The sequence below is a fragment of the Pseudomonas sp. WC1 genome (assembly GCF_050586565.1).
GTDB lineage: Bacteria > Pseudomonadota > Gammaproteobacteria > Pseudomonadales > Pseudomonadaceae > Aquipseudomonas.
The window spans coordinates 1-5,489 of sequence record NZ_JBOBDQ010000106.1 but is presented as its reverse complement, the minus strand read 5'-3'; the positions used below and the strand labels follow the sequence as shown (position 1 = coordinate 5,489).

Below are 5,489 nucleotides of genomic sequence, written 5' to 3'. Positions count from 1 at the left end.
ACTGCCTGATGTACGCCGCACTGCCGGCGTCCACCGCCAGCCCCAGCGGCGCAGCCGCATAGGTGCTCAGGTCGAGCCGGTCGAGTTCGACCCGGCGCGCCGCCGCCACTTCGGGCTGGTCGCTGTGGGTCAGCAGCAGCGCCGCCCCGCTGTCGCCGACCATGAACGCCTGGCGTTCGACCGGGGCATTGCCGTCCAGCGGCACGAACACCGCCGCGCACTTGCTTACCGCCAGCTGGGCCGCCAGCAGGTCGAAGGAGCGTGGCAGCAGCAAGGCCACGCGGTCGCCAGCACGCACGCCCAGTTCCAACAGATACCCGGCCAGCCGGTTGGCCTGCCGGTCGAGGGCCTGGTAACTCCAGCGCCTTGTGCCATGGGCCACCGCCAGCGCATCCGGGCTGGCCTTGGCGTGCGCCTCGAACAACACATGCACGGGCAGATCACGTGGATAATCGCGCGCGGTGGCGTTGAATTGGCGCAGCACCCGCTCGCGCTCGGCTGCCGGCAAGCCATGCAGCCGGCTCAGTGGCGTTGCCGGCGTATGCGCCAGCGCCTCGACCAAGCGGGCCAGGGCCTCCTGCAACAGCTGGCAGACCAAGCCGCCGTCCACGGCCGACACCGCTTGTACGGTCAGGGCGAATCCATCCCCCAGGTCGTCGACGCTGGCCACCAGCGGGTAGTTGCTGCGCTCATGGGCGGCCAGCAGTTCGATCCCCTGCCAGGCCTGGGCCTGCTCCGTGCCACCAGCCGAGCTGTGGCGGTAGTTCAGCAGGCTGGTGAACAGTGCCTGCGAGGCCGGTACGCCGCTGCAGCGCTGGGCCAGGGCCAGGGAGGCCTGTTCATGAGCCAGCAGGCGCGCCAGACGCTGGTGGGTCAGGCGCACGCCTGCGACCACGTCCATGTCACCCACGCTGACCCGCAACGGCAGGGTGTTGATGAACATGCCCAGCGCCCGTTCGGCCCCCTCGCCGCCTTGCAGGCGGCCAAGCAGCACGGTGCCGAACACCACCTCCTCACGGCCGGACAACTGCGCCAGCACCTGCCCCCAGGCCTGGTGTACCAGGCTGGCGACACTGATCCCCAGCGCCCGCGCCTGACCGCGCAAGCGTTGCGCCAGGCTGTCGTCCAGGTACTGCCGATGGTCGAGCACATGGCTGCCATCGCCCAGCGCGTCACGCAGGCCGAACACCTCGGTCGGTTCGTCGATATCGCCCAGCAGCTCGCGGAACATCGCCTCCTGCGCCTGGCTGTCATCGCGCAGTCGCGCATGGGCCACATAGTTGCGGTATGGCACGCTGTCGCCCTGAGGCTCGCGGTTCAGTAGCACATCGCCGACCTCGGCCACCAGCAGCTCCATGGCGGCATGGTCGAGGAGGATATGGTGCAGCAGCAGGGTTGCCTGCAATCGGCCATGCTCCACACTGCTGCTCAGGTGCATCAGGGGTGCGCGCCCCAGGTCCAGGCGCACGCTGTCCAGTGCCGGCTGGATGTCCAGGCGCGCTTGGCGCCAGACCACCTGCACGGCCTCATCGAGCCCCTGCCAGTGCACGCTGGTGCGCAGGATGTCGTGACGGACGATGACCTGGTTCAGCGCGGAAACGAAGGCGTCCAGCTCGGCCTGGCCGGCGAAGGCGAAGCCCAGTTGCAGCACATAGGGGTCGACCTCGGCGCTGGCCAGGTGGTGGTAGAGAATGCCCTGCTGCAACGGCGCCAGGGCATAGAGGTCCTGGACATTTGCCGCGCCGCCGGGGATCTGCCGCACGACCTGGTCGAGCGCCGCCTGGTCCAGTTTCGCCAGTGGCAGCATATCGACAGTGATGCGCTGACAATCGGCCGGAATGCGGTTGGCCGGCACCTCCACCACCACTTCGCCACCCACCGCCGCCGCCAGCGCCGCCAGGGTCGGCTGGCCGAACAGCACCCGCACATCCGCCGCGAGGCCCGCCTGGCGCATGCGCGCGGTCAGGGTAACGGCCAGCAGCGAGTGGCCGCCGAGCTCGAAGAAGTTGTCGTGGCGACCGACCGGTTCGACACCCAGCAACTCACGCCAGAGTTGCGCCAACAGGGTCTCGACCTCGCCTTGCGGCGCCTCGTAGACCTGCTGCGTCGCCTCTGGCTGCGGCAGCGCCTTGCGGTCCAGCTTGCCGTTGGGGCTCAGCGGCAGCGCCTCAAGGTAGGTGAACGAGGCTGGCACCATGAACTCCGGCAATTGGCCGAGCAGTGCCGCGCGCAAGGCCTCCGGCGCCTGCCGGGCGCCGGTGTAGTAGGCCAGCAGGCGCTGGTCGCGAGCCAGCACCACGGCTTCCTTGACCCCGTCGACGCGGGTCAGGCAGGCCTGGATCTCGCCCAGCTCGATGCGCAGGCCGCGCAGCTTCACCTGGTCGTCGTTGCGCCCGAGGTACTCCAGGTTGCCGTCGGGCAGATGCCGGGCCAGGTCGCCCGTGCGGTACAGCCGACCACCGGCCTGGCTGGCGAACGGATCGTCGAGGAAGCGCTCGGCAGTCAGTTGCTCGCGGTTGAGGTAGCCACGCGCCACCTGCACGCCGCCGATGTACAGCTCGCCGGCCACGCCCCGCGGCACGGGCTGGCCGTGGGCATCGAGCACGTATAGCGTGGTATTGGCGATCGGCTTGCCGATCGGCGTGTTGTCCGGCGCCGTCACACAGTGCCAGGCACTGACGTCCACCGCCGCTTCGGTCGGGCCGTACAGGTTGTGCAACTCGACCGTCGGCAGCTGTGCCTGGAAGCGCCGCACCAGGCTGCCGGGCAAGGCTTCGCCGCTGCACAGCACGCGCTTGAGGCGGTGCGGCAGGACATCGCCATGGGCGAGGAACACATCGAGCATCGACGGCACGAAGTGCAAGGTGCTGACCTGCTCGGCGCGGATCACCTCGCGCAGGTACTCGGGGTCGCGGTGCCCGCCAGGGCGCGCCATCACCAGCCGTGCCCCGGTCTGCAGCGGCCAGAGGAACTCCCACACCGACACGTCGAAACTGAACGGGGTCTTCTGCAGTACCACGTCGTCAGCGCCCAGGCGATAGGCGTCCTGCATCCACAGCAGGCGGTTGACCACTGCGGCGTGCTCGTTCATCACCCCCTTGGGCAGGCCGGTGGATCCGGAGGTGTAGATCACGTAGGCCAGGTGGCGCGGGGTCAACCCGGCCACCTGTGGCGCCTGTGCCGGTTGCTCCAGCCAGGTCGGCAGGTCGAGGTCGATCACCGGCACCGCGCCGGCCTGCGGCACATGGCGTGTGGCGGCGTGCACCAGCACCGCCAGCGGGGCACTGTCGCCAAGCATGTGCCGGATGCGCTCGGCCGGGTACTCCGGGTCCACCGGCACATAGGCGCCGCCGGCCTTGAGGGTGGCCAGCAGGCCGACCACCATCGCCAGGCCCCGCTCGACGCAGATCGCCACCCGGTCGTCGGGTTTCACGCCCAGGGCGATCAGGTGATGGGCCAGGCGGTTGGCCTGTTCATCCAGCTGGCGATAGCTCAGCTCGCCCTCCTCTGCCTTTACCGCCACGGCATCAGGGGTGCGCCGCACCTGGGCCTCGATCATTCCGTGCAGGGTCTGGTCGAGGTCGTAGGCCTGGGTCGTGTCGTTGAAAGCGCCCAGCACCTGGCGCCGTTCATCGGCGCTCAGCACGGGCAGGCGCTGCAGTTGCTCCTCGGGGTGCTGTTCAAGCGCCAGCAGCAGACCGTCGAGCACCTGCAGCATCTGCGCGCAGACTCTTTGCGCGCCAACCTGGGCAGACACCTGCACGCCCAGGCGCAGGCCGTCGCCGAAATCATCCACGTTCAGGCTCAGCGGATAGTTGGTGCGCCCCTCGCTGCCCAGCGCCTCGATACCTTCCCAGGCTTGCGCCTGCGGCGCGGCCCGGCTGCTCTGGCGGTAGTTGAGCAAGGCGCTGAACAGCGGCAGCGGCGCCGCCACCTGGCTGCAGCGCTGGGCCAGGGCCAGCGAGGCGTGCTCGTGGAGCAACAGCGCCGAAAGCTCGCGGTGCGTGGCCAGCACGCCTTCGCGCACGCTGAGCCCACCCAGGTCGACCCGCAGCGGCAAGGTATTGATGAACATGCCCAGCGCCCGTTCGCTGCCCTCGCCGCCCTGCAGACGGCCCAACAGCACGGTACCGAACACCACCTGGTCCTTGCCGCAGGCACTGCCCAGCAGGCGCGCCCAGGCCAGGTGCACCAGGCTCGCGGTGCTCACCCCCAGCTGGCGAGCCTGGTCACGCAGGCGGCCATAGCGGGCCCCCTCGAACTCGACCTCGGCCTCATCGAGCGCCAGCCCTTCGCCTTGTACCTCGCGCAGGCCGAACGGCAGGCTCGGCTCGTCGATATCGCCCAGGCGGGCGCGGAAGAACGCTTCATGCTCGGCCTCGCTGACGCCCTGGCGCGCCTGCACCACATAGTTGCGGTACGGCACCGACGGCGGCAGCGGCTCGTCGTGGCCCGACAGATAGCCGCGCAGCTCGGCCTGCACCGCCTGCATGGCGATGTGGTCGAGCACGATATGGTGGAACTGCAGCACCGCCTCGATCCGCTGGCTGCCCGGCACGGTGCGGTGCAGCAGCCTGATCAGCGGCGCCTGGCCCAGGTCCAGGCGTGCCAGGTGCTGCGCGTCGAGCGGCGCCAGTTGCAGCGGCGCCTGGCGCCAGACCACCTGCACCGGTTGCGCCAGGCCCTCCCAGAGCACTGCGGTGCGCAGGATGTCATGCCGGGCGATGACCTGCTCCAGGGCCTGGGCGAACGCCTGCAGGCGCGCCGGGCTGTCGAAGCGCAATTGCGCGCGCAAGGCATACGGATCCGCGTCCGCGCTGCTCAGGTGCAGGTAGAGGATGCCTTCCTGCAACGGTGCCAGCGGGTAGATGTCCTGCACGTTGGCCGCGCCCCCCGGCACCGTGGCGACGATGCGTTCGATGGCGGCCTGCTCCAGCGCCACCAACGGCAGCATGTCCGGGGTGATACGGGTGCAATCGGCCGGGATCAGGTTGGCCGCAACCGGCACCTGGCGGCTGTGCCCCAGGGTGGTTGCCAGCGCCGCCACCGTCGGCTGGCCGAACAGCGTGCGCACATCGGCTTGCAGGCCGGCCTGGCGCAGCCGCGCGGTCAGGCTCACGGCCAGCAGCGAATGGCCGCCCAGTTCGAAGAAGTTGTCGTGACGCCCTACCCGCTCGACACCCAGCAACTGCGCCCAGATCTCGGCCAGCAGGGTTTCCGTCTCGCCCTGTGGCGCTTCGTAGCCGCCCGCCTGCAGATCCGGCAGCGGCAGTGCCTTGCGCTGCAGCTTGCCGTTCGGGGTCAGTGGCCAGCTGTCGAGATGGATGAACAGCGCCGGCACCATGTACTCCGGCAGCTGTGCCAGCAAGGCCCGGCGCAGCGCGTCGGCCTGTTGTGGTTCACCCCGGTGATAGGCGACCAGGCGCGCACCGCTGTGCGGATGCGCGTGCACCAGCACCAGCGCCTCACGCACACCCGCGATCCGGTTC

At 69.7% G+C, this 5,489-nt stretch carries 1 protein-coding gene; it reads right to left on the bottom strand.

Features of this window, described 5'->3' with window-relative positions; translation table 11 throughout:
* Positions 1-5,489 (bottom strand): amino acid adenylation domain-containing protein (locus ACQ4OD_RS26165; RefSeq protein ID WP_430945202.1); only part of this gene is annotated, 5,489 nt, incomplete at both ends.